Here is a 24,347-nt window from a genome sequence, read left to right on the forward strand (position 1 = left end):
TCAGTCGTCCCCGAGCGCTTCGCCGCCGTCGGTCGCCGCGACGTCCTCGGCGGACTGCATCTTGGACATCGGTTCGGGGCTGTGACACTGTCGCACCAGCCGCTTCGTCTGCATGTCCGGCTCCTCCGTCGCCAGCGAGACGGCGATGGTGACGGCGAACACGACCGGGACGGCGATCAGCGCCGACCCGATGGCCGGCACCCACTCGGCCAGCGCCGCGGAGTAGGGGTCGCCGGCTCCGATGTACGTCGGCAGGACCTCGTTTATCATCGGGACGGTCCAGATGACGAGGCCGGTCAGCATGCCGGCGAGCGCTCCCTGTCGGTTCGTGTTCTCCCACCACAGACCGAGGAAGAACATCGGGAACAGGACCGCCCCCGCGAGCGAGAACGCGTAGGAGACGAGGGCGGCGATTGGCGCAGCTGGGTCCAGCGCGGCCAGCGTGGTGATGACGCCGAGCGCGACGATGCTCAGGCGGCCGACCAGCACCTGCTGGCGCTGGGTCGCGTCCTCGTTGACGATGTTCGCGTAGATGTCGTGCGAGATCGCCGAGGAGCCGGCGATGAACAGCCCGGCGACCGTCGCGATGGCCGCGGCGATGCCGCCCGCGGCGACGAAGCCGACGAACCACTGGGGGAGGTTGGCCAGCTGGGTCGCCAACACGACGATGACGTCGCCGGCGGCGGTGGTCATGCCGGGGTCGCCGTACGTCGGGCCGATGTTCTCGGTGTACAGGGAGGTCCCGAACGCCGCGAACGCCGGCGCCGAGAGGTAGAGGAGGCAGATGAAAAACAGCCCCCAGACGGTCGACCAGCGCGCGATCCGCTCGTTTTCGACCGTGTAGAACCGAACCAGCACGTGCGGCAGCCCGCAGGTCCCGACGACGAGCGAGAACGCTGTCGCGATCCACAGGTAGTAACTCTCGTTGACGAACGGCTCGCTGAACTCCGCGCTGAGCGAGCCGATCATCTGGCCGTACTGGATCTGCGGCAGGACCGTCGAGTAGCCCTGCGTGAAGCCGACCGCGTACAGGCCCGCGAGGAACGCCACGATGAGGATGACGTACTGCACGGCCATGTTCTTGGTCGCCCCGAGCATCCCCGAGAGGGTCAGGTAGCCCACGGTGATCGCCATCATGAGGATGACCATCGACTGGTAGCCGCTCATGCCGGGGATGCCGATGTCGCCGAAGATGTACAGGCCGACGAGCCCCATGCCGCGGGCCTGCCCGATGGCGTAGACGAACCCGATGAGGAACGTCGTGATCGCCGCGATGGCCCGCGCCGCATCGGAGTTGAACCGGTCGCCGACGAAGTCGGGCGCCGTGTACTTCCCGAACCGGCGCATCTGCGCCGCGAGGAAGATGAGCAGGATGAAGTAGCCGGTCGACCAGCCGACGACGAACGCGAGCCCGTAGAATCCGGACAGCGCGATGAGCGCCGCCATCCCGAGGTACGACGCGGCCGACATCCAGTTGGCCCCGATCGCCATCCCGTTTTCGACGTTGCCGATCGATCGGCCGGCGACCCACATCCCCTCCGTGTCGGCGACGCGGAACACGTATCCGATGCCCAGAAACAGCGCCAGCATCGCCGCGACCATGATGGCCGGAACGAGCTTGAACGAGACGTTCAGCCCTTCCGGGAGCAGTCCGCTCTGCAGGAGTAATCCGGCCGTCATTCCGCGCTCCCTCCGTCGGTCGCGACGGCGCTCTCGCCGTCGGCGTCGGCCGTCGCGATCGAGTGGTCGATGCCGTACTTCTCGTCGAGCGCGTCGCGTTTGCGGGCGTACCAGATCGAAAGTAGCAGCGCGCCGGCCGGGGCCCCGATCGCGACCAGGAAGTAATGTAGCGGGAAGCCGAGGCCCGGGATCTGCGTCGTCATGGGACCGGGTGCGACGGCCGTCAGCGTCACCGGACCGAAGACGAGCACGGCCCAGACGGCGAAGCCGGTCCAGACCACGCGGAGGTGGTCGCGCATGAACGGCGTGCTCGGGTGTAGCAGATTCACCTCCTCTTCGAGGTAGTTCGTGTTTCGGTGGTCCTGTGCGGCCGAAGCGACCGCGCCACCGTCCGTTTTCGTCTCCGCGTCGTGCGTGTTTCTGTCTACCATCGTCGTATCTAATTTGATTATCCGTTATATATCCTTCGGGACATGAAGGGGTTCTTGTCGGTCACGTGTGCTGACGGCCGAAGACGACCGTCACCACCGCCGGACGACGCCGTTCAGTCGCCCTGCACCTTCGTCTGGATCTCCTCGACGATCTCGGGGTTCCGAAGCGTCGTCGTGTCGCCGAGGTCGTCCCCGTTCGCGATCTCCTCCAGCAGGCGGCGCATGATCTTCCCCGAGCGCGTCTTCGGCAGCTCGGGCGTGAACACGACCTGCTCGGGGCGGGCGATCGGGCCGATGGCGTCCTCGACGCCCTCCACGATGCGCCCGCGCATCTCGTCGCTCTCGTCGTAGCCCTCTTCGAGGATCACGTAGGCGTAGACGGCCTCGCCCTTCACGTCGTGCGTGCCGCCGACGACGGCGGCCTCCGCGACGCCCTCGACGCCGACGATGGCGCTTTCGATCTCCATCGTCCCGAGGCGGTGCCCGGAGACGTTGATCACGTCGTCGACGCGACCGAGGATGGTGATGTAGCCGTCCCCGTCGATCTTCGCGCCGTCTTCGGGGAAGTACACCCACTCGTCGGCGTCGGGATCGGAGTACTCCCGCCAGTACTCGTCGATGAACCGATCGTCGTTGTTGTACAGCGTCCGGAGCATCCCCGGCCACGGCTTGTCGACGGTCAGGTAGCCGGCGTTCCCGGCCTCGACCTCCTCGCCGGCGGCGTTCACGACGCGCGCGTCGATTCCGGGTAACGGCGGGCCGGCCGAGCCGGGCTTCATCGTGTTGATCGCGGGCAGCGTGGTCACCATCATGCCGCCCGTCTCGGTCTGCCACCACGTGTCGACAACGGGACACTCCTCGCCGCCGATGTACTTGTAGTACCACTTCCACGCGCGCGGGTTGATCGGCTCGCCGACGGTGCCGAGCAGGCGGAGGCTGGAGAGGTCGTGCTCCTCGGGGAACTGACTGCCCCACTTCATGAACGCCCGGATGGCCGTCGGCGCGGTGTAGAAGACGTCAACGCCGTACTCCTCTATGATCTCCCAGAGGCGGTCGCGCTCCGGGTAGTCTGGCGTCCCCTCGTACATGACGGAGGTCGTCCCGAGCGCGAGCGGCCCGTAGACGATGTACGAGTGGCCGGTGATCCACCCGATGTCGGCCGAACACCAGTAGGTGTCCTCGGGCTTCACGTCGAGAACCGCGTGGGAAGTCCACGCGGCGTAGGCGAGGTAGCCGGCCGTCGTGTGTTTCACGCCCTTCGGCTGGCCGGTGGTGCCGGAGGTGTACATGAGAAACAGCATGTCCTCCGCGTCCCGTTCGACCGGTTCGACAGCCGCGCCCTCCTGCTCCGCGACGAGGTCGGCGTAGTCGTGCTGGTTCTCGCCGAGGTCGTGGCCGAAGCCCTCCTCGCCGAGACGGTTCACGACCACCGTGGTTACCTCGTGGTCGACGTCCTCGAGGCCGGCGTTCGCCTTCCGGAGGTGATCGAGTGCGTCGCCGCGGCGGTAGTAGCCGTCGCAGGTGACCAGGTACGACGAGTCGGCGGATTTCATCCGCGTCGCCAGCGCCTCCGCGGAGAAGCCCGCGAAGACGACGCTGTGGGGCGCGCCGATCCGCGCGCACGCCAGCATCGCGATCGGCAGTTCGGGAACCATCGGCATGTACATCGTGACCACGTCGTCCTCCTCGACGCCGAGGTCCCGCAGGGCCGCCGCGAACTCGTTCACCTCCGTCAGCAGTTCCTCGTACGTGTACGTCCGCGTCTCGCCGAGCTCGCCGATCCACTCGATGGCGACGCCGTCGCCGTCGCCCCCTTCGACGTGCCGGTCGAGGCAGTTGTACGAGGCGTTGAGGCTCCCGCCGGTGAACCACTCGTAGAACGGCGCGTCGCCGTCGTCCAGCACCCGATCGTAGCCGTCGTACCAGTCGAGGAGGTCGGCCGCGCGCTCCCAACACTCCGGCCAGTTCTCCTCGAACTCCTCGTAGATCCCCTCGTCGGTGACGTTCGCCTGGGCAACGAACTCCTCGGAGGGCTCGAACGCTTCCTGCTCCGCCAACCGTGCTTCCAGTTCCGCGTCACCATCTGACATAGGTCGTGCTAATCAACCGAATCCTGCATGATAAACCTATTCCAATCTCCGGGGATCTGTCACACGGTGCGAACGTACGACGGGGCGGCGATTCGCCCCTCGATCGAGGGGGAAAACGATCGGGGAAACGGGCGCGTGGAACCCCGCCCTCCGACGCCGGACGAGCGAGTTCGGTTCGACCGGAAGCGCCACCGTCTTACTGACCAACGTTTTCGACGATTGCCACAACCGCTACCAGCGTTAGGGGGAAAGATATTATTGCTACTGACGGTAATGATGGCGGTATGTGTGGCAAACACAGGCAGACGAACCGACGGGGCTTCCTCCGAGCGGCGGGCGCGACGGCGGGTCTCGCGACGGTCGCCGGGTGTCTCGGCGAGGGGAGCGGCGGCGACGGCGGCGACGGCGGCCCGACCGATCTCGTAATGAAGACGGCGTCGGAGACCACGGCGGCCTACGCGATGAGCCAGGGCATCGCCGCCGTCGTCAACGAGAACTCGGAGACGGTGCGCGTCGACGCGCGCCCGAGCGAGGGGACGAACGTCAACGTGGGCGAACTCGAACGCGAGGAGATCCAGATCGCGTACATTCAAAACTGGACCGCGGACAAACTCCGCGAAAAGAAGCCGCCGTTCGACGACTTCTCGTTCCAGCCCAATCAGGTGTTCCACCTCTACGACCTCGCGTGGTTCTTCTGTACGGCCAACGACGGCTGGGAGTCCGTCGCGGACATCGAGGAAAAGAGCAGAGTGTCGCCCACCCCGAGCGGATCCGGCACCGCCGAGATGCTCGAACACGCGCTCGGGTACGTCACCGAGAGCTACGACCGCATCAGCATCGACTACGGCGAGCAGGCCAGCGCGATGAACGAGGGCCGTCTCGACGTCGGCGCGGGGACGTTCGTGAACCTCTCGGTCGAACCGGGGTGGCTCCAGGAGATGAAGGGCACCGTCGATCTCCGACTGCTCGACTTTCCGGACGACGCCGTCTCGAAGATGCGGGAGGACCCGGCGATTCTCATCACCGACATCGAGACGGCCGAGTTCGACGACTACGCCTACGCGCCGGAGACGCTCAGGACGCCCTTCCTCGCGTACAACTTCGTCGTCCGCAACGACCTGGGCTACGACGCCGTCTACGACCTCCTCTCGACGATGTACGAACACCGCGAGAAACTCGAAGGGAATCACAGCCTGCTGAAAGGACTCGAGGACGGCGAGTTCTGGCTCGAAAACGCCTACGAGGGGGTCCCGTTCCACCCGGCGGCGGCGGACTTCTACGAGGAGCAGGGTCTGTGGAAGGACGAACTCACCCGCGGGAACGAGTGAGCGTCCGATGTCCGTCACCACGGAGCGCCGGTTCGACGGCGATCGAATCCTCCGCGGGACCGCCTCGCTGCTGGCGATCTCCCTCACGGCGTACACGCTCTACTACGCCTACGATCTCCCGTTCGTCCAGCTCCGCCACTCGAACGTCTTTCTCGGCGCGGGGGTCGCGCTGTTCTACCTCACGGAGGCGCTGAAGCGGCGGGACGGAGCGGAGGGGACCGACGCGGACGATCGGACCGACGCAGCCATGCGGATCGACGCGGACGAGCGGTCGACCGGCGTAGCCGACCGACCCGCCGCATCGAGCGACGGTCCCGGCCGCTCGATCGCATCGATCGACGGAATCGTCTGTCTCCTCTCCGCCGTCGCGGCGATCGGCGTCGCGGCGTACGTCGAGGTCAACTTTCAGCGCCTCCAGTCGGAAGCGCCGGTGATCGGGTTTTCCGACCTCGACTTTCTCGTCGGCGCGGTCATCGTCGTCCTCGTCGCGGACGCCACCCGGCGCGCGTACGGGGCGGCGATCACGGGCGTGGTGCTCGCCGCGATCCTCTACGCGATGGCCGGCCCGTGGCTCCCGGGCTTCCTCGGCCACACCGGGATGGGGTGGACCGACGTCGCCCGGTACGGCGCGATCGGCCTGACCGGCACGTACGGGTTCGTCCTCGGCGTCGGGACGACGTGGGTCGCGGTGTTCATCATGTTCGCCGGACTGGCGAAGAGCTACGGCGCGCTGGATTACGTCCTCGACGCGGGCTCCGAGGTCGGAACGGAGCTCCGATCCGGGGTGGTGCAGGTCGCGGTGATCGCCAGCATGGCGATGGGGTCGATCACCGGGAGCGCGGCAGCGAACACCGCGACCACGGGGAGCTTCACGATCCCGATGATGCAGCGACAGGGCGTCCGCGACGACTTCGCCGCCGCGATCGAATCGGTCGCGTCCAGCGGCGGCCAGATGATGCCCCCCGTGATGGGCGTCGCGGCCTTCCTCATGGCCGACATGCTGCAGGTCCCCTACGTCGACGTCATCAAGGCCGGGCTCCTCCCCGCCCTCCTCTTTTACTTCAGCGTCGGCCTCGCGGTGCAGTTCGTCGTCCTCAAGTTCGGCTGGACCGCGGAGCGAACGGGAACGTTCGACGCGCGCGTCCTCCGCCGCGGGGTCCACTTCGCCGTCCCGCTCGCGGTGCTCGTCTACACCCTCGTCGTGGTTCAGCTGACGCCGCTCAGCGCCGGACTGTACACCATGGCCGCGATGGTCGCGACGATGTACGTCAGGAACCTGTACGTCGACGGCCTCTCGATCGGGACGCTGCGGGACACCACAGCGCAGACGCTCGACGGCTTCCGCGAGGGGGCGGTCGAGATGGCACCGCTCGTGGGCGTGCTGGCCGCGATGGGGATCATCATCAGCATGCTCACGCAGACGGGGCTCGCCCAGAAGATCAGCCTGCGGATGGTCGCGCTCACCGGCGGGGTGCTCGTCGCGGTGCTCGTGATGGCGATGCTCCTGAGCATCCTCTTCGGGCTGGGGATGCCGACGCCGGCCGCGTACATCCTCGTGGTCATCCTCGTCGCCCCGGGATTGATCGAGGTCGGCGTCGCCGACATCGTCGCCCACCTGTTCGTGTTCTACTTCGCGATGCTTTCGGCGATCACGCCGCCCGTCGCGGTCGCGGTCGCCGTCGGCTCGCGGATCGCCGACGCGAACTTCATGCGGACGGGCAAACAGGCGATGCGGATCGGCGCGCCCGGCTTCCTCATCCCCTTCGCGCTTGTGGCGAACCCCGCCCTCGTCTCGTGGTCCCTCCCGGCCACCCCCGTCGCCGCCCTCGTCGTCTCGGTCGGCGTCGTCGCGCTCGTCGCCGCGGCGACCGGGTACGACGGGCGGAACGACCTCGCTCCGTCGTTCCGCGTCGGCTATCTGGCGCTCGCCGCCGTCGCCCTCTTCGCGCCGGTGCTCGCCGTTCAGGCCGGCGCGGTCGCGGTGATACTCGCGGGCCTCGGGCTCGTCCACCTCGCCGGCGACCGACGGTCGGACGTGCCGACGAGGGGGCAGTAGAACCGTCTCCGACAGCAGATCGGTCTGCCGTCGCGGCGCTCGCCGTTCACGCCAGTCCGATCGTCTCCTGATACGCGCCGTACCGCTCCTCGAACACCCGCATGATCTCGCCCATCGTCGCGTAGACCTTCACCGCGTCGACGAGGTACGGCATGACGTTCTCGCCCCCCTCGATCGCCCCCCGGAGGTCCGAGAGCGCCGCGTCGACGGCGTCGTCGTCGCGCTCCGCCTTCACCTCGTCGAGCCGCGCGAGCTGTCGCGTCTGCACCTCGTCGTCGACGTGCAGGAGGTCCGGTCGGGTGTCCTCGTCCGTGTCGTACTTGTTGACGCCGACGACGACCTCCTCGCCCTCTTCGACGCGCTCTTGGTACTCGTAGGACGCCTCCTGGATCTCGCGGTGGAAGTACCCCTCCTCGATGCCGCGGAGGACCCCGTCGCGGACGGAGCCGCCGCCCAGCTCCCTGATCTCCTCGATGTACGCCATCGTCTTCTCCTCGACCTCGTCCGTCAGCGCCTCGACCATGAAGCTCCCGGCGAGGGGGTCGACGCTGTCGGCCGCGCCGGACTCCTCGGCGATGATCTGCTGCGTCCGGAGGGCGACGCGGACCGCCTCCTCCGAGGGGAGCGCCAGCGCCTCGTCGAAGCTGTTCGTGTGGAGGCTCTGCGTCCCGCCGAGGACGCCCGCGAGCGCCTGGATCGTCACGCGGACGACGTTGTTGAGCGGCTGCTGGGCCGTGAGCGACTGCCCGGCGGTCTGGGTGTGGAACTTCAGCTGCTTCGAGCGATCGTCCTCCGCGCCGTACCAGTCGCGCATGATCCGCGCGTAGATCCGCCGCCCGGCGCGGAACTTGGCGACCTCCTCGAAGATGGAGTTGTGCGAGTTGAAGAAGAAGGAAAGCTGCGGGGCGAAGTCGTCGACGTCGAGCCCGCGGTCGATCGCGTCCTCGACGTAGGCGAAGCCGTCCGCGAGGGTAAACGCCAGCTCCTGGACGGCGGTCGAGCCTGCCTCGCGGATGTGGTAGCCCGAGATGGAGATGGGGCGGAACCGCGGCGTCTCCTTCGCGGCGAACTCGATCGTGTCGGTGACGAGGTGAAGCGACGGCTCCGGCGGGATCACCCACTCCTTCTGCGCGATGAACTCCTTGAGCATGTCGTTCTGGAGCGTGCCGCCGATCCGCTCGCGCGGGACGCCACGCCGATCCGCGAGCGCGACGTACATCGCGTAGATCACCGGCGCGCTCGGGTTGATCGTGAAGCTCGTCGTCACCTCGCCGATGTCGATGCCGTCGAAGAGGATCTCCATGTCCCGGAGGGTGTCGACCGCGACGCCCTCCTTGCCGACCTCGCCGTCCGACAGCGGGTCGTCGGAGTCTTTGCCCATCAGCGACGGCATGTCGAACGCCGTCGAGAGGCCGGTCTGGCCGTTCTCGATGAGGTAGTGAAAGCGGTCGTTCGTCTCCTCGGCGGTGCCGAACCCCGCGAACTGGCGCATGGTCCACGTGCGCCCGCGGTACATCGTCGGGTAGACCCCGCGCGCGTACGGCTCCTCGCCGGGGAAGCCGAGATCGTCGAGGTAGTCGAGGTCCGCCACGTCGTCGGGCGTGTACAGATCCTTCACTTCGAGGTTCGAGACGGTGGCGAACCGGTCCTTTCGCTCGCCGTGTCGCTCGCGTACCGGGTCGCGCGTCTCGGCCTCCCACTCCGTTCGCGCCGCCCGGATCGCCGCGAGTTCGTCCTCGTCGTACATGCACGGATTTTTGCCGGACTATTCATTAAGGATTCGGGTCGGGCGCGGACGATTCGTCCGGTCGCCGATCGACCGGTCCGACCTCACCGGTCGACCGATCCGAGGACGATGTCGAGGCTGCCGAGGCTCGCGATCAGGTCCGGGACGAACTCGCCGTTGGACATCTCGCCGAGCGTGTGGAGGTTGTTGAAGCACGCGGCGCGGATCTTAAAGCGCGCGGGCTTCGGCGTCCCGTCGGCGCGAATGTAGACGCCGAGTTCGCCCTTCGCCGCCTCGACTGCGCGGTAAATCTCTCTGTCGTCGTCGGGCCGGAGCGTCCGGGGGACGTTCGACTGAATGGTTCGTTCCTCCTCGGGCCAGTCTTCGAGCAGATCGACGCACTGCTCGACGATCCGCGCTGACTGTTCGACCTCGCGCATGCGCACGAGCAGGCGCGAGAAGTTGTCGCAGCCGTCCTCGACGCACACGTCCCAGTCGAGTTCGGGATAGTAGCCGTAGGGGTCGTCGCGCCGGAGGTCGTAGTCGATTCCGGACCCGCGCGCGACGGGGCCCGTCGCGCCGTAGCTCTTCGCGACGTCCGGCGGGAGCACGCCCGTGCCGACGGTCCGAACCTGGAGGATCTCGTTGCCCGTGATGAGGTCGTGGTACTCCTCGAGCGCCTCGGGCAACTCCTCGACGAAGTCGCGGGTCTTCTCGAAGAACTCCTCGCGCGGTTCGGGCAGGTCCCAGACGACGCCGCCGAGCCGGAAGTAATAGAACATCATCCGCTGGCCCGTGAGATCTTCGAGGAGGTTCTGGACCTTCTCGCGGTCGCGGATCGCGTACATGAAGATCGCGGTGAAGTCGCCGTACACGTCCAGCGCGAACGTCCCGACCGCGAGGAAGTGTCCGAGCATCCGGCCGAGTTCGACCGACATCGTCCGGAGGATCTGCGCGTACTCGGGGACGTCGAGGTCCGCGAGGTCCTCGATGGCGCGGGCGACCGCCCACTCGTTCGGGAGGTTGGCGGTGTAATCCCAACGGTCGGAGTACGGGATGATCTGGTAGCGGTAGGTGCCCTGCTGGGCCATCTGCTCCTCGCAGCGGTGCAGGTAGCCGATGTCCGGATCGACGTTGACGACCTGCTCGCCGTCGAGCGTCACTTCGAGGTGGAGCACGCCGTGGGTGGCTGGGTGGTGCGGCCCGATGTTGAGGAACATCGTGTCCGCGTCCGCCTCGGCGCGCTGGTCCTCCTGGAGCGGGTTGGCGTGCTCTTCGAGCGTGACCATCTGAGGGCGGTCCTGATCGTAGTCGAGCGCGAGGGGGTGGCCCTGCCAGGTTTCGGGCAGGAGGATGCGCCGGAGGTCGGGATGGCCCTCGTACTCGATGCCCACCAGGTCGTACGCTTCGCGTTCGTGCCAGTCAGCCGTCCGGTAGACCGGTTCGGCCGACTGACTCACCGGATTTTCCTTGTCGGTGGGGACGACGACGCTGACCTCCTGGGTGGGGTCGTCGAACTTCTTGAGGTGGTAGATCGACTCGTAGCGGTCCTCGTACTCCTGGGCGGTCAGACAGGAGAGGTGGTCGAAGCCGGCCTCGTCGCGCAGCGCGAACAGCGCGCCCTGTACCTCGTCGGGGCGGATCACGTACCCCGGCGCGTTCACGTGCTCCTCGCGACCGACGACGCGGTCGCCGAGCAGCGAGGCGATCGCGTCTGCGTCGACGCCGGTTCGCCGCTGTTCCGCCGACTGTTCCGCCGCGGTTTCGGTGTCTTGTGGTGTCTCGCTCATCGTTCTCGGGGATCGGTCTCGGCTCGGTCGTGGCGGCCCTTCCGGCGCAAGAACCGTGCGACTCGGCCGGTCTGCGTTCGGCGAACGTTGACCTGCGACGTGGAAAACACTGTCGTTACTCTTACTTATCTGAGAATATCGTGAAAATCGAACGTCCCCGACCGGGCGCGGCTTCAGCCGAAATTTTCCACCTTCGCGTCACCCGCGTCGACGCCCGCGGCCTCCACCGCGGCGGTCGCCTCGTCGACGAAGTCGGCGAAGCCGTAGACGAACACCTGCTCGTCGGACGCGCCGGTCAGCGCGTCGGCGACGGCGTCGTCGATGGATCCGTCGGTGACGACGACGGTCGCACCGGCCGCGGAGAGCGCGTCGAGCCGCTCCTCGTGGGCGGGCGCGTCGTCCCGGTAGACGATCGCGACCTCGCGCCCGTCTGCAACCGCCCGCTCGCCGATGCCGATCGCCGGTCCGACGCCGGGACCGCCGGCCAGCACGACCACGCGCGCTTCGCCCTCGTAGTAGTCGGAGCCGAAGGGTCCCACCACCGCGAGTTCGTCGCCCGCTTCGAGGTTCGCGAGGTGCTCGCTGAACGGCCCGCCCTCGTCGGGGTCGATCCCGACGGTGAGTTCGAAGGTCCCCTCGACGTCCGGCGAGGAGATGGTGTAAAACCGCGAGTACTCCTCGCCGTCGACGGTCGCGGAGAGCTTCACGAACTGCCCGGGCTGGGCGTCGAACTCGCTCGGCGACTCCAGTTCGATCGCGACGGTGTCGGGTCCGGCCTGTCCGACCGCGGTGACGGTGACGGTGGCGTCCATCTCGTCCGGTTCCGAGGGCCGGCACGACCCTTTCCTTTTCGGCCCCGATTGTGATCGATCACACCGGATCGCGCGTCCGAACCCGTCGCCGCCGATCTTCGATTCCCTCGACGACCTCGTGAAAGTGCTCGTCGCACAGCGCGACCGTCCGGTCGGTGACGCGGTACTCGACCGAGCCGACGATGTCGCCGTCGCGTTCCGTCGCCGTCGGCTCCCAGGCGGGAAGCGCGAAGTGTCCGTCGCGGCTGCACAGGGCGCACCCGTCGTTCAGCGACCAGCGGCCGCGTTCGAGACTCCGCCCGAACTCCCTGATCTCGCACGATCGACAGAACCCTCCCAGTTCGACCCCGCTCGTCAGCTCGACGACGGCCCGGTTGTACCCCGATTGTAACCCACAACTGACACACACCATTCCAGTATCCTCCCCCCGACCCGATTCGGTGCTTCCCACGATTCGACATATTTACTTAAATCTAGCCCCCCGCGTATCAGTTAGAATAATCGTCCGTCGCGGACGAGCGCCGCGACGACGCCGTCGATCGGTGGGCGTCGACGCGGGCGCTTCGGGCCGCTAAACCGCCGAGGCGTCTGTCGATCGATTCTTTCAGAAGGCTTTTGACCGGGCCACGGATACCTCCAAGTCAGCATGCCTGCGGACTTCAATTGGGCCATCGGCGGAGAGGCTGGCGATGGCATCGACTCCACGGGGAAGATCTTCGCTCAGGCGCTTTCCAGGGCTGGACGGCACGTGTTTACTTCGAAGGACTTCGCCTCCCGTATCCGCGGCGGATACACGGCGTACAAGGTCCGCACGTCGGTCGACCAGGTCCAAAGTGTCGTGGACCGTCTCGACGTTCTCATCGCGCTCACCCAGCGCACGATCGACGAGAACATGGACGAACTGCACGAGGGTAGCGTCATCGTCTACGACGGCGAGCGCACCACGATGCAGGACGTCGAGATCCCGGAGGGGATGATCGGGCTGGACGTCCCCCTGAAGAGCCTCGCCGAGGAGGCGGGCGGGGCGATCATGCGCAACGTCGTCGCGCTCGGCGCGGCCTGCGAGGTCTCGAACTTCCCGATCGAGAACCTCGACAGCGCGCTCGAGAAGCGCTTCGGCAGCAAGGGTCAGAAGCTCGTCGACAACAACAAGGAGGCCGCCCGGAAGGGTCGCGACTACGTCGCGGACGAGTACGACCACGACTACGACTACGACCTCGAAACCACCGACAACGACTACGTCCTCCTCAACGGCGACGAGGCCATCGGCATGGGCGCGCTCGCGGCCGGCTGTCGCTACTACGCGGGGTACCCCATCACGCCCGCGACGAACGTGATGGAGTACCTGACCGGACGCATCGAGCGATACGGGGGCCACGTCGTGCAGGCGGAGGACGAACTCTCCGCGATCAACCTCGCGCTCGGCGCGGCGCGCGCCGGCGCGCGCGCGATGACGGCCACGTCCGGCCCCGGCATCGACCTGATGACGGAGACGTTCGGCCTCGTCGCGACGAGCGAGACTCCGCTCGTCATCGTCGACGTGATGCGTTCCGGTCCCTCCACGGGGATGCCGACCAAGCAGGAGCAGGGCGATCTCAACCAGCTGCTCTACGGCGGCCACGGCGAGGTGCCGCGGTTCGTCGTCGCGCCGACGACGATCTCGGAGTGCTTCTGGAAGACCGTCGAGGCGTTCAACCTCGCGGAGAAGTACCAGGTTCCGGTCTACCTCGCGGCCGACCTCGCGCTCGCCGTGACGGAGCAGACGTTCCCGCCCGAGGCGTTCGACATGGACGCCGTCGAGATCGATCGCGGGCTGGTCGTCGACGACGGATCGGTCGGCGAGTGGCAAAACGAGAAGGGCCAATTCAAGCCCCACGCGCTCACCGACGACGGGATCAGCCCCCGCGCGTTCCCCGGCGTCTCCGGCGGCGCGCACATGTCGACCGGCCTCGAACACGACGAACTCGGCCGGCGGACCGAGGACACCGACATGCGGGTCGAGCAGGTCGACAAGCGCAACCGGAAGGTGCGGACCGCACAGGAGCGCGAGGACTGGGACTACCGCGAGTTCGGGGACCCCGACTCGGAGAACCTGGTCATCTCGTGGGGGTCCAACGAGGGCGCGATGGTCGAGGCAATCGACTTTCTCGAATCGGAGGACGTCGACGTGCGCTTCATCTCCGTCCCCTACGTCTTCCCGCGCCCCGACCTCTCCGCGGAGATCACCGACGCCGAACGGGTGATCGTGGTCGAGTGCAACAACACCGGTCAGTTCGCCGACGTGCTCGAGCGCGACGCGCTCCGGCGGGTCACGCGAGTGAACAAGTACGACGGCGTGCGGTTTAAGGCGGACGAACTCGCAGAAGAAATCGCGAAAACCCTCCGTCAGGAGGAGGTCACAGCATGAGTTCCGAGGTTCGATTCACCGACTTCAAATCCGACAAACAGCCGACGTGGTGCCCGGGGTGCGGCGACTTCGGCACGATGAACGGCATGATGAAAGCGCTCGCCGAGACGGGCAACCACCCCGACGAGACGTTCGTCGTCGCCGGGATCGGCTGCTCCGGCAAGATCGGGACGTACATGCACTCGTACGCCCTCCACGGCGTCCACGGCCGCGCGCTCCCGGTCGGCGCGGGCGTGAAGATGGCGCGCCCCGATCTCGAAGTGATGGTCGCGGGCGGCGACGGCGACGGCTACTCGATCGGCGCGGGCCACTTCGTCCACGCCGTCCGCCGGAACGTCGACATGACGTACGTCGTCATGGACAACCGCATCTACGGCCTCACGAAGGGGCAGGCCTCGCCGACGAGCCGCGAGGACTTCCAGACCTCGACGACGCCCGAAGGGCCGAAGCAGCCGCCGGTGAACCCGATGGCCCTGGCGCTCGCGGCGGGCGCGACGTTCATCGCCCAGTCGTTCTCCTCGGACGCCCTCCGACACCAGGAGATCGTCCAGAAGGCCATCGAACACGACGGCTTCGGCTTCGTCAACGTGTTCAGCCCCTGCGTGACGTTCAACGACGTGGACACCTACGACTACTTCCGCGACAGCCTCGTCGACCTCGCGGACACGGACCACGACCCGGCCGACTTCGACGCCGCGAAGGAGAAAATCCTCGACTCCTCGAAGGAGTACATGGGCGTCATCTACCAGGACGACGAGTCCGTGTCCTACGAACAGCAGCACGGCCTCACCGAGAACATGGCCGAGATCCCCGACGGCGCGCCCGAGGACGCGACGGATCTCGTCCGCGAGTTCTACTAGCGACCGTTTTCCGCCTCGGGCGCGCCTCGTGCACCGCTCGGCGCAAAAAGCTCGACCGAAAACGGCCGCTCGCTCGTCCCTCCGGGACTCGCTCGCGGTCGGGGCGCGTTCGATCGCGCTTTTTTTTACCTTCTCGGAGAACCGCTGCGTCAGCTCGTTCACACCCGACTCGCCGGCCAGTCCGCTTATCCACGGCGAAGGCGGCACGTGTGAACATGGGAGGAACGCTCGGACCGACGGAGGCGGTGTCGTTCGCCCTCGGCGGCGTCATCGGCGGCGGCATCTTCGCCGTGCTCGGCGTGGTCGCGAAGGTCGCCGGACCGTCGGCGTGGTTCGCGTACCTCGTCGCCGGCGTCGTCGCGATGTGCACCGGCTACTCCTACGTGAAGCTCAACGAACTCAGCGACTCGGGGGGCGGGTCGGTCACGTTCATCGAGGAGTTCCTCGGCAACCCGACCCTGGCCGGGATGGTCGGCTGGACGCTCATCGTCGGCTACGTCGGGACGATGGCGATGTACGGGTACGCCTTCGGCGCGTACTTCGGATCGGTGTTCGGCGTCGAGCGACTGCCAGTGGTCGGACTGCCGACGCGCCCGGTCATGTCGGCGCTCGTCGTCGCCGGTTTCGTCGGCCTCAACGTCGTCGGCGCGCGCGAGTCGAGCGTCGCGGAGGACGTGCTCGTCGCGCTCAAGGTCGGCATCGTGGCCCTGTTCGGCGTCCTCGGCGTCTGGTTCGGATACACCCACGGCGCGCTCCGATTCGGGACCGCGGAAATCGTCGGCGATCCCGTCGGGCCGATCGTCGCGGCGGCCGTGTCGTTCGTCTCCTTCGAGGGGTGGCAGCTCCTCATGTACGACCAGGAGCGGCTCGAAAACCCCGCCGACACGATCCGCAAGGCGGTCTACGTCTCGATCCCCGTCTCGACGCTCATCTACGCGGTCGTCGCGCTCGTGACGATCAGCCTCGTGAGCCGGGGGCAGGTCGTCCAGCACCCGGACGTGGCGCTCGCCATCGCCGCCCGGCGCTTCGCCGGGGAGATCGGGTACGTCGCCATCGGCCTCGCGGCGCTGTTCTCGACGGCGAGCGCGATCAACGCGACGATGTTCAGCACGGCCCTGTTCTCGAAGGGGATGCTCTCGGACGACCTGCTCCCCGACCGCGTCGGCGACGCGTCGGCCGAGGGAGTGCCGACCCGGACCGTCCTCGTCATCGGCGCGCTCACGGTCGCGTTCTCCGTCTACGGGAGCCTCGAAGCGATCACCGAGTTCGCGTCGCTCGCCTTCATCGTCGTTTTCGGGGCGATGAGCTACCTCGCCTTCGAACGGCGCGACAGGGACGAAATCAACGGCGTCGTCCCCGCGGTCGGAGTCGTCGGCTCCGCGGCCTTCCTCCCGCTCCTCCTTTGGCACCTCTACACGAGCGAGTTCGGCGTCCTCGTGCTCGTCGTCGGCATCGCGGCCGCGGTGGTCGGACTCGAACTGCTCTACTTCGAGCGGGAGACGATCGCCCAGGGGGTCGGGCGGATCGAAAAGCGATTGTGACCCCCGACGCGTCGCCGTCGCTCTCGCGGGCGTCCCGACCTCGCGTCACACCTCCTCGACGTACAGGTGGTACCGGGTGCCGCAGTCCGAGCACCTCGCGTCCGCCGCTTCGATCAGATCCGTGAGGAGTACCTCCCCGAACTCGCAGTTCGGACACTCGTACACGAGCGAGTCGCCGGCGACGCGGTGTGCGAGGACGTTCGTGTTCTCGGCCGTGAGTAGCGCCATCGTGAGTCTCACCCGGTGTACGGGTACCACCCGGCCGGGCAAAAACGCTGTCCGCCGTCGGGCGGAGGCGGGGATACGCTCCTTTTTTATGACGGCGCTGACAAGCAACGGTAACATGGCAGCGGAACCGTCGGACAGCGATGCGCCGGGCGGGCCCGGCCGAGGCACGCGCTCCTGCGACATCGTCGTCGTCGGCGGGGGCACCGCCGGGGCCTTCGCGGCGGCGACGGCGGCGTCGGAGGGGCTCGACGTCGTCCTCGTCGAGCGCAAGAGCGAAGCCGAGGCCGGACACATCGCCTGCGGCGACGCGATCAAGGGCAAGAGCACGTTCCCCGACGTCGTCGATCTCGACTACCTCAAATCGGAGTCGTTCACCAACCAGAACATCACGCGCGCGGTGTTCGAGAACCCCTACGGCGAGACGGTCGAGATCCCGTTCGGCGGCATCTCGGGCGCGGTGATCGACCGCAAGCGCTACGGCGAGGTGATCCTCGAAGAGGCGGACCGGCTGGGCGCGGAGCTTCACTACGACACCGTCGTTCAGGACGTGCTGCAGGACGACGACGGCCGGATCCGGGGGGTCCGCGGCAAACGCGGCGGCGAGGTCGTCGCGTACGAGGCGGAGGTGACGATCGACGGCGCGGGCGCGCTCTCCATCCTCCAGGACAGGGCGGACTTCTCGCGCGCTTCGTTCGACACGAACGTCTCGTACTCGCAGTTCTGCTCGGCGTACCGCGAGATCGTCGAGGTGAACGAACCCGTCGAGTGGGACGACGCGATCGTCTTCAAGCCCACCGAGGAACTGGGGTACCTCTGGTACTTCCCGCGGTCTTCCACCGAGATCAACGCGGGGCTGGGCTTCCAGATGAACAAACCGCCGATGAAGCTCGTCGGGGCGCTCAAACGCGACCTCAGAGACAGGGCGGAGTTCGCGGGGGCGACCGTGAAGGACAAGCTGGGCGCGGCGCTGCCGACGCGACGGCCGTACGACTCGGCGGTCGCGCCGGGCTTCATCGCCGCGGGCGACTCGGCGGGCCACGTCAACCCCACCACCGGCGGCGGCATCCCCGGTGCCGCCAAGTCGGCACACTGGGCGGCGAAGCGGGCGGTCGCGGCGATAAGCGACGGCGACGTGAGCGAGGAGTCGCTGTGGGAGTACAACCGCGAGGTCATGACGAGCTTCGGCAAGAGCTTCGCCGCCATCGACCTCTACAACATCTGGGGCGGCTCCCACGAGGTGGACGAACTCGTGAAGATCGTCTCGTCGCTCCCGGGACAGCAGCTCGCGGACGCGGTGGCCCGCTCCGGGACCTCCTCTATGGGCCTCGGGCTGAAGCTCAAGACGCTCGCGAAGACGTTCGGCTACTGGGACGAGCTGTACGAGCTGTACCGGATCCAGCGAAAGGCGGCCGAGATACGCGACCAGTACAACGCCTACCCGGCCTCGCCGCGCGGATTCGACGCGTGGCGCGAGGCGCGCGACGCCATCATGGACGAAGTGTACGCGATCTCCGGCGCGGAGCCGAAGTACTGAGCGAACCCGCGCCGGGCGCGGGTTGTCGGCATCCCCTTCCCCGGACACAACCCCTTTTCCGTTCACGCCCGTAGTCGGAGACGATGTCTCAAGAGCAGTCGCTCGAAAGCGACGACTGTCCGGTGGCACAGGGGATGCCGATGCTCGGTCTCGGCACGTGGCAGAACGACGACGGCGACGAGTGCGCCGAGTCGGTTCGGACGGCCCTGGAGACGGGCTACCGCCACGTCGACACCGCGCAGGCGTACGGCAACGAGGAGCACGTCGGCGAAGGGCTCGCGGCCGCGGACGTCCCGCGCGAGGAGATCTTCCTCGCGACCAAGGTGTGGATCGACAACCTCGCGCACGACGACGTGATCGAGACGACGAAGGCGAGCCTCGACGACCTCGGCGTCGATTCCGTGGACCTGCTGTACGTCCACTGGCCGGCCCGCGAGTACGACCCCGAGGAGACGCTGTCGGCGTTCAACGAGCTGTACGACGACGGGCTCGTCGACCGAATCGGCGTGAGCAACTTCGAGCCCGAACAGGTCGCGGAGGCGGTCGACGTCTCCGACGCGCCGATCTTCGCCAACCAGGTCGAACTCCACCCGCTGCTCCCCCAGGAGGAGATCCGCGAGGCGTGCGCCGAACACGGCGTGGAGGTCGTCGCCTACTCGCCGCTCGCCCGCGGGGCGGTGTTCGACGCGCCCGAACTGAGCGGGGTCGCGAAGAAACACGACGCGAGCGAGGCGCAGGTGAGCCTCGCGTGGCTCCGCGAGAAGGGCGTCACCGCCATCCCGAAGGCGACGAGCGCGGCGCACATCCGGGACAACTGGGCGTCGCTCGCGGTCGAACTCGACGAAGAGGACGTCGAGACGATCGACGGCATCGGCCGGACGGACCGGCGGGTCGATCCCGGATTCGCGCCCTGGTGAGCCGTCGCGTTCGCCGCTGACTGGGCCGTCGGTAGACTCCTGCGGCTCGGGTCCGTGTCGTCCACGCTTTTCACCACACCGAGTGTCCGCGGTAAGTACCGACAGACGGATATTACTGGCAACAGCCTGCACGGTGCACGTGGCGACTCTCTACCGAAATCCACACATTTACATCAGATGAATTGACACTCAACATAGATGGAACGAACGCCTCGACCCGGGCTCTTCGGCGCGGTCCGCATCGACCTCGCGCGACTGCACGCGACGTGGATGGAACTGGCCTTTCCGCGGCAACTCGACCCCGGACGGATCGTCGGCAAGTGGCGACCGAAGACGGGCCCCCAGCGGGCGTCGTACTGGGGCTGGGCGGCGCTCGGAGTCCCGCTCGTCGCCGTCGGCTACCCGCTGCTTCTCGTCGGCTTCGCGGCGCGCTTTCACGCCGGTCGGATCGGGGGCGTCGGCGCGCGCCTCGGCGTCGCCGGCGTCGTCGCGCTGTCGCTTCTCGTCTGGGGCGCGCTCTCGGCGGTCGCGCACGTCCGCTTTTCGTTCAACGGGTTCGTCGCCGTCCTCGCGGCGAGCCTCGTCGCCACCGTCTGCGCCGCGTTCGCGGTGGTGTTCTCCCGGCTCGGCGGACGGGGAACGAGCGTCCTGTTCGCGTACCCCGCCGGCGTCACGGCGCTGTTTCTCCCGCCGGTCGTCGCCGCGCTCTACTCGCCCGAACTCGCGAGCGTCGTCTTCCCGAACAGCTACACCCTCGCCGTGTGGCTGCTGGACAACGTCCTCGCGGCGTTCGGAATCAGCGCGTTCCTCCGGGAGAACTTCACGCTCGAAGGCGTCGCGTACGTCGGCATGTGGTTCGGCATCGCGGTTCCCGCGGGCTGGCTGCTCGGCCTCGTCGTCGCCCTCGCCGACGTCGTCCGCCCGCGCGGAGCGGGGTGAGGGCGGTCTCGACGGGGCGGACCGGCGATCGTCCGCCTTCTCGAACGATTCCGCGGCGTCGAAACCGCGTGAGTAAGGTTTAATCGTCGTCCCTCCTAGATTCTGATATGGAGTTCGACCTCCCGAGGACGGCGATACTCTTCGCCATCCCGCTTTTGATCATCGTCGGCGGAACGCTGACGAGTCCGATGCCACAGCCCCTCAGCCTCGGCGTCAGCGTCGGCATCGCGCTGTTCGGCCTGTTCGCGCTCTACGTCGGCGTCAAACACGGCGAGTACAGGACGGCGCGCTGACGCGCGAGCGAGACGATCGCGGTTCCCGTTTTCCCTCGCGGTCCGACGGCGCGACGCGGGCGTCGACGGATTCGACGCGCGTACTACTGCTCCGCCGCCTCCTCCAGCGTCTCGTCGCTCATGCTGGCGGCGACCTTGACGCCGACGACGCTGACGACGATGCCGGTGACGACGAACAGCGCGAGCCGGTGGGCGGGCGCGACGACGTAGTCGAACAGCACGAGGTGTCGGAGCGCGTGCTCCCGTTCGAGGATGTACCCCGAGAAGCCGCGGACCACGAGACCGAGCGCGACGACGCCGAACGGGAGGTTCAGGTACGGGCGACGGGTGCCCTCCGCGCGGATGAGCTCGTCGATCAACCGCCCCGTGCTGGCGGTGAGCGCCGCGAGCGCGAGCCACGGGACGCTGCTGTAGGCGAACAGCATCGCGCGGACGAGCGCCGACCCGCCGTCCGGACGGTCGGAGATCGCGAGCGCGCCGAGCGAGACGCCGACGAGCGCGAGCCCCGCCGCGACGACGTAGGTGACGACCGACACCTGTCCTGAGTACAGCGCCTCGCGGGCGCGCTCGGGGAGGTGCGCGAGGCGTTCCGTGATCGCGAGGCCCTTGTACAGGAGGGCGGCCCCGAGCAGGGCGGCGACGCCCGCGAGCGCGACCGTCGGCGAAAAGCGCAGCAAGAGAAGCGGCACCAGGAGCAACCCGACGCCGAGGGGGACGAGGACGGTCGATCGGAGCTCCTCGTCGGCGAGAAACTGCTTCAGCAGATAGTAGGTGGACTCGATGTCGCGCGCCTGCCGAACGACCACCCGATCGACCGCCGCGACCGGCAGGCGGCTCTCGACGATCGGGACGACGCGCTCGTCCTGCGCGCTGTCGATGACGACCACCACCGCGTCCGGGTCGTGTCGCTCGACGAGGTCGTCGAGCTGCGCGGCGAACGACAGGTCGGCCCCGACGAGCGACTCGCCCGCGCCGGAGGCGACGGCGACGACGGCCTCCTCGCGGTCGTCGCGGAGGTCGCGCGCGATCCGAAGCGCCTCCAGCAGGCAGTTGACGCTCGAATCCTCCGGGTCGGCGAGCCCGACGTCCGTCACGAGCGAGTGAACGGCCTCCCATCCGGACACGGGCGTCCGGATCCCCGTCTTCCGGCCGATCTCGTTCGAGCGATCGACACAGAGGACCAGCGTCATCACACCTTTGGCGAGTACGTCGCGGGCTAAAAACCCCCCTGTCGCTTCGTCGAGCCGCTCGATCGTCCCGTGCGCCCCGTCGGGCGATTCTCCCGTCGTCGCCGTCGCCGTCTCGATGGATTCGCGCGCCGCCGCCTCAGAGCCGGAGGTCGAACCCCTCGTCGGGCGTCACGCGCTCCGTGAGACCCGCGCCGAAGGCGTACGCGACCGACTCCGCGCCGCCGCGGAGGCGCGCCATCAGGCCCCGCTCGGGTCCGAACTCCCGGACGGTTACCGCCTCGCCGAGCAGCGCCTCGGCGCGCTCCGTGACGTCCTCGCGCGTTCCGAGTTCGTCGACGAGGCCGACGTTAACCGCGTTCTCCCCGAGGTAGACACGGGCTTCGGTCCGCCGGATCGCCTCGGGGTCCATGTCCCTGCCCGCCGCGACGCGCTCGACGAAGTTCTCGTAGAAGTCGTCGATGAGCCCCTGAAGGTACGCCCGCTCGTCGTCCGAGATCTCCTTCAGCGCGATCCCGGCGTCCTTGTACTTGCCGGCGGCGAAGCGCTCGTAGGAGATTCCGAGCCCCTCAGCGAGGTCGGAGACGTTCACCGACGAGCCGATGACGCCGATGCTGCCGACGAGCGTGGCGTCGCGCGCCCACAGTTCGTCGCAGCCGCTCGCGATCCAGTAGCCGCCGCTCGCGCAGACGTCGGTCGCGTAGGCGATCGTCGGGCCGTCGAACGCCATCGCCGCCCGACGGATGTCGTCGCTCGGGACGACCTGTCCGCCGGGCGTGTTGAGCTTCACGAGCAGCGCCTCCGCGTGGTCGTCCTCGTCGGCCGCCTCGATCTGCGCGACGATCTCGTCCGCGCCGGGGCCCGTGGCCCGCCTCGGAAGCGGTCCGGGCCGCCCGCCGTCGCGCGTGATCGGCCCCTCGACCGCGACCTCGGCCACGTTGTACCCGGGGAACTTCGCGGCCGCGATCCGTCCGGCCAATCGAACGCCGAAGAGCGTCACCGCGACGACGAGGACCACGCCGAGGAGATCGGCGAGGTCGGCCGGCACTGCGACGAAGAGGATCCACGCGACCGCCGCGGCGACGAGCGCTCCGACTACGACGACCGTCGCCCGCGCGATTCGCTCCGTCGCCTCGTTCATGCTGATACACCCGACATGCCAGTCCCTCGGGGGGCGGCGACAATAAAACCGACACGAAAACGCACGGAGTCGAAACGAAACGTCGAACTTACAGCAGCCCCGTCTTCTGGAGCTTCATCAGGTCCTCGGTGTCGAGGGTCTCCCCCTCCTTGAACTTCTGGTAGATCTCCTCGGCCTCCTGCTTCGCGGCCTCGCGCTTTTCCGCGCGCTCGTCTTTCCGCTCCGCCTCCTCCTTTTTGTCCAGTTCGCGCAGGCGCTTTTGGACGCGGACGAAGTCCTCGTGGTGGCGGTCAGCCGCCTCCTGGGCTTCGACGAACAGCTCGTGCATCTCGTCGGCCCGGTCGCGGATGTCGTCGGCCTCGCGGTAGGCCTCGATCATCTGGTTGTGGTGTTCCTGGGCCTGGTCGGCGAGTTCCGTCACCTTCTGGTGGTGCTTCGACGCCTCGGAGCGGACCTCCTCGGCCTCCTCGACGAGTTCCTCGAGTTCGCCGCTGTCGTCGACCTTCTCCTTCTTCTCGCGGTACTGCTCGCGCTTTTTCTCGATCTTCTCGATGAGTTCGCGCTCGTCCTCGGTCGAGAGCACCTCGGTCTGCTGGCGGAACTCGAGCTGTTCGATCTCCTCTTTGAGTTCCTCGAGGTCCTTGCCGTCGTCGAGTTCGAGATCCTGCTTCATCTTCTCGACCTCGTCGAACAGCTCGTTCGCCTCCGCGTTGAGCTCGTTGCGCTTCTGTTTGTGCTCCTGTACCTGCTCGTTGAGCTCGTCGCGTTTCTCGCGGTGCTCCTGCGCCTCGTCGACCTTCTCGCGGGTCTTCGCGTTGAGATCGTCGCGGCGCGACGCCCGCTCGGAAGCCATCTGGTTCAGATCGTTCCGTCGGTCGCGGAGCTGTCCGGCGAGTTTGATGAGCTGTCCTTTAGAACCGTTTTCGAGCTTGTCGTCCGTCAGTTCGACGTTCTTCGAAACGTCGAGTTCCTTGATGTCGAATTTTTCTACTGCCATGCGTGATCAGTCCTCGATACCATCACCGCTCCGGCCGTAGCGGCTGCTCGTCGGAATGCGACCGGCCGTGTATAAGAATTCCCGATCATTCTACGTGCGATGCCGCCGGAACGCCGGAGGCGTTCTGGTATTCTGTCCTACAGCCGTGCGACATATAAATACTTCGGTGGTAGGAGTGAGTGAAACTGGCTACCACACCGCCCGATTCGGGCGTCTGGACGCTCCCGCCGCGTCGACGGCGCATATAAATCGACGGCGACGTCGAGAGCGGACGGGCGATCGGGGTGGACCGCGACCGATACGCCGCGCCGGGCGCTCCGCGGCCGTTCGGCGGACCGTCGTATCACGGCCGTGCACGTCCGGTTTCACTTTCACTTTCGCTCCGCCCTT

20 protein-coding genes are annotated in these 24,347 nt (G+C 67.5%); 9 read left to right on the forward strand and 11 right to left on the reverse strand.

Annotated elements, in window-relative coordinates; genetic code table 11:
- From C3L37_RS12470 to acs, 3 genes are all read right to left on the reverse strand, one after another.
- The gene (locus C3L37_RS12470) at positions 1 to 1,680 is read right to left on the reverse strand and encodes a VC_2705 family sodium/solute symporter (RefSeq protein ID WP_129114939.1); all 1,680 of its coding nucleotides are present in this window, start codon (positions 1,678 to 1,680) and stop codon (positions 1 to 3) included.
- On the reverse strand, positions 1,677 to 2,111 hold the full coding sequence (locus C3L37_RS12475) for a DUF4212 domain-containing protein (RefSeq protein ID WP_129114940.1): 435 nt from the start codon (positions 2,109 to 2,111) through the stop codon (positions 1,677 to 1,679). Before C3L37_RS12475 ends, C3L37_RS12470 begins: the two co-directional genes overlap by 4 nt.
- Before the next feature lie 113 nt (positions 2,112 to 2,224).
- Positions 2,225 to 4,201, reverse strand: a complete 1,977-nt coding sequence (gene acs / locus C3L37_RS12480) for an acetate--CoA ligase (protein ID WP_129114941.1) — start codon at positions 4,199 to 4,201, stop codon at positions 2,225 to 2,227.
- A 284-nt stretch (positions 4,202 to 4,485) separates the two neighbouring features.
- Here acs and C3L37_RS12485 point away from each other — a divergent pair, with 284 nt between their 5' ends.
- Together C3L37_RS12485 and C3L37_RS12490 are read left to right on the forward strand one after the other, a co-directional pair.
- The gene (locus tag C3L37_RS12485) at positions 4,486 to 5,529 is read left to right on the forward strand and encodes a TAXI family TRAP transporter solute-binding subunit (protein WP_129114942.1); all 1,044 of its coding nucleotides are present in this window, start codon (positions 4,486 to 4,488) and stop codon (positions 5,527 to 5,529) included.
- A 7-nt stretch (positions 5,530 to 5,536) separates the two neighbouring features.
- Complete coding sequence (locus C3L37_RS12490; protein ID WP_129114943.1) at positions 5,537 to 7,585, forward strand: TRAP transporter permease; 2,049 nt, start codon at positions 5,537 to 5,539, stop codon at positions 7,583 to 7,585.
- 46 nt (positions 7,586 to 7,631) lie between these two features.
- Here C3L37_RS12490 and C3L37_RS12495 read toward each other — a convergent pair whose 3' ends face one another.
- The 4 genes from C3L37_RS12495 to C3L37_RS12510 form a co-directional block, all read right to left on the reverse strand.
- Positions 7,632 to 9,332, reverse strand: coding sequence for an acyl-CoA mutase large subunit family protein (locus tag C3L37_RS12495; protein WP_129114944.1), 1,701 nt, complete (start codon positions 9,330 to 9,332; stop codon positions 7,632 to 7,634).
- Positions 9,333 to 9,415: 83 nt separating this feature from the next.
- Positions 9,416 to 11,101, reverse strand: coding sequence for an NADH-quinone oxidoreductase subunit D (locus C3L37_RS12500; protein WP_129114945.1), 1,686 nt, complete (start codon positions 11,099 to 11,101; stop codon positions 9,416 to 9,418).
- 173 nt (positions 11,102 to 11,274) lie between these two features.
- The gene (locus tag C3L37_RS12505; protein WP_129114946.1) at positions 11,275 to 11,913 is read right to left on the reverse strand and encodes an FAD-dependent oxidoreductase; all 639 of its coding nucleotides are present in this window, start codon (positions 11,911 to 11,913) and stop codon (positions 11,275 to 11,277) included.
- Between the two features lie 58 nt (positions 11,914 to 11,971).
- Complete coding sequence (locus tag C3L37_RS12510) at positions 11,972 to 12,325, reverse strand: hypothetical protein (RefSeq protein ID WP_129114947.1); 354 nt, start codon at positions 12,323 to 12,325, stop codon at positions 11,972 to 11,974.
- Positions 12,326 to 12,559: 234 nt separating this feature from the next.
- Between C3L37_RS12510 and C3L37_RS12515 the strand changes: the two genes are divergently transcribed.
- The 3 genes from C3L37_RS12515 (at position 12,560) to C3L37_RS12525 (ending at position 16,721) form a co-directional block, all read left to right on the forward strand.
- A complete protein-coding gene (locus C3L37_RS12515) occupies positions 12,560 to 14,320 on the forward strand; it encodes a 2-oxoacid:acceptor oxidoreductase subunit alpha (protein WP_129114948.1) in 1,761 nt (586 codons plus the stop codon).
- Positions 14,317 to 15,180: a 2-oxoacid:ferredoxin oxidoreductase subunit beta gene (locus C3L37_RS12520; protein WP_129114949.1), complete on the forward strand. Its 864-nt coding sequence runs from the start codon at positions 14,317 to 14,319 to the stop codon at positions 15,178 to 15,180. The genes C3L37_RS12515 and C3L37_RS12520 overlap by 4 nt, the downstream gene beginning before the upstream one ends.
- 215 nt (positions 15,181 to 15,395) lie before the next feature.
- Positions 15,396 to 16,721 (forward strand): APC family permease, encoded by a 1,326-nt coding sequence (locus C3L37_RS12525; RefSeq protein WP_129114950.1) that lies wholly within the window; start codon positions 15,396 to 15,398, stop codon positions 16,719 to 16,721.
- A 45-nt stretch (positions 16,722 to 16,766) separates the two neighbouring features.
- On the opposite strand, the gene C3L37_RS12530 is transcribed toward C3L37_RS12525, so the two are convergent.
- Positions 16,767 to 16,949, reverse strand: a complete 183-nt coding sequence (locus C3L37_RS12530) for a hypothetical protein (protein WP_129115266.1) — start codon at positions 16,947 to 16,949, stop codon at positions 16,767 to 16,769.
- A 115-nt stretch (positions 16,950 to 17,064) separates the two neighbouring features.
- Here C3L37_RS12530 and C3L37_RS12535 point away from each other — a divergent pair, with 115 nt between their 5' ends.
- The 4 genes from C3L37_RS12535 (at position 17,065) to C3L37_RS12550 (ending at position 20,632) form a co-directional block, all read left to right on the forward strand.
- Positions 17,065 to 18,483, forward strand: coding sequence for a geranylgeranyl reductase family protein (locus tag C3L37_RS12535; RefSeq protein WP_129114951.1), 1,419 nt, complete (start codon positions 17,065 to 17,067; stop codon positions 18,481 to 18,483).
- A gap of 83 nt (positions 18,484 to 18,566) precedes the next feature.
- Positions 18,567 to 19,400: an aldo/keto reductase gene (locus C3L37_RS12540; RefSeq protein WP_129114952.1), complete on the forward strand. Its 834-nt coding sequence runs from the start codon at positions 18,567 to 18,569 to the stop codon at positions 19,398 to 19,400.
- Between the two features lie 198 nt (positions 19,401 to 19,598).
- Positions 19,599 to 20,339, forward strand: a complete 741-nt coding sequence (locus tag C3L37_RS12545) for a hypothetical protein (protein WP_129114953.1) — start codon at positions 19,599 to 19,601, stop codon at positions 20,337 to 20,339.
- 107 nt (positions 20,340 to 20,446) lie between these two features.
- The gene (locus C3L37_RS12550; RefSeq protein WP_129114954.1) at positions 20,447 to 20,632 is read left to right on the forward strand and encodes a DUF7333 family protein; all 186 of its coding nucleotides are present in this window, start codon (positions 20,447 to 20,449) and stop codon (positions 20,630 to 20,632) included.
- An 83-nt stretch (positions 20,633 to 20,715) separates the two neighbouring features.
- Here the strand turns inward: C3L37_RS12550 and C3L37_RS12555 are convergent, their stop codons facing one another.
- The 3 genes from C3L37_RS12555 to C3L37_RS12565 all read right to left on the reverse strand — a co-directional run bounded on the left by C3L37_RS12555 (position 20,716) and on the right by C3L37_RS12565 (position 23,957).
- Positions 20,716 to 21,825, reverse strand: a complete 1,110-nt coding sequence (locus C3L37_RS12555) for a DUF373 family protein (RefSeq protein ID WP_129114955.1) — start codon at positions 21,823 to 21,825, stop codon at positions 20,716 to 20,718.
- Between the two features lie 133 nt (positions 21,826 to 21,958).
- On the reverse strand, positions 21,959 to 22,960 hold the full coding sequence (sppA, locus tag C3L37_RS12560; protein WP_129114956.1) for a signal peptide peptidase SppA: 1,002 nt from the start codon (positions 22,958 to 22,960) through the stop codon (positions 21,959 to 21,961).
- An 88-nt stretch (positions 22,961 to 23,048) separates the two neighbouring features.
- On the reverse strand, positions 23,049 to 23,957 hold the full coding sequence (locus C3L37_RS12565) for a coiled-coil protein (RefSeq protein ID WP_129114957.1): 909 nt from the start codon (positions 23,955 to 23,957) through the stop codon (positions 23,049 to 23,051).
- Positions 23,958 to 24,347 lie beyond the last annotated feature (390 nt).

The organism is Halegenticoccus tardaugens, from assembly GCF_004116405.1.
GTDB lineage: Archaea > Halobacteriota > Halobacteria > Halobacteriales > Haloferacaceae > Halegenticoccus > Halegenticoccus tardaugens.